The organism is Treponema sp. UBA753, from assembly GCF_002297325.1.
GTDB lineage: Bacteria > Spirochaetota > Spirochaetia > Treponematales > Treponemataceae > Treponema_D.
In genome coordinates, this window is sequence record NZ_DBKJ01000078.1 from 1 (window position 1) to 608 (window position 608).

Here is a 608-nt window from a genome sequence, read left to right on the forward strand (position 1 = left end):
TTTTATGCTGAATACATTTATACGTGTTTACCCTGAATTTCAACAGGACTGAAACAAAAAAAAGGCTGCCCGATTTATGGACAGCCAGAAAAAGCTAAATGCTTTCTATTTTATTTTTTTGGAAAAAGCTTTTTAAAATCAACAAGAACAAGACTTGAATCTCTTGCGCTGTCAATGTCTGTGATTTTTCCAAGCTTCTTGTAGAATTCTATAAGAGGCTCAGTTTCTTTTCTGTAAACTTCAAGACGGTGAGTTATAGACTCAAGCTTGTCGTCTTCGCGAGTAAAAAGCTCTCCGCCACATTTGTCGCATTTGCCTTCAACCTTTGGAGGCATAAATTTAACATTGTAGTTTGCCTTGCAGTTCTTGCATACACGGCGATTTGAAAGGCGCGCAATAATCAAGTCGTTGTCAACTTCAAAGTTAACAACTTTTACATCGATTCCAAGCTTTTCAAATGCTTCTGCCTGAGGAATTGTGCGTGGAAATCCGTCCAAAATAAAGCCGTTCTTGCAGTCATCTTTCTTGAGTCTGTCTTCCACAATTTCAAGAACAACTTCATCGCTTACAAGTCCGCCGGAATCAAGAATTGCCTTTACTTTTTTTCC

The 608-nt window shown here is 38.3% G+C and carries 1 protein-coding gene; it reads right to left on the reverse strand.

Annotation, left to right across the window (positions count from 1 at the left end):
* Positions 1-110: 110 nt before the first annotated feature.
* Positions 111-608 (reverse strand): adenylate kinase family protein (locus B4C08_RS06790; RefSeq protein WP_296664120.1); only part of this gene is annotated, 498 nt, incomplete at its 5' end.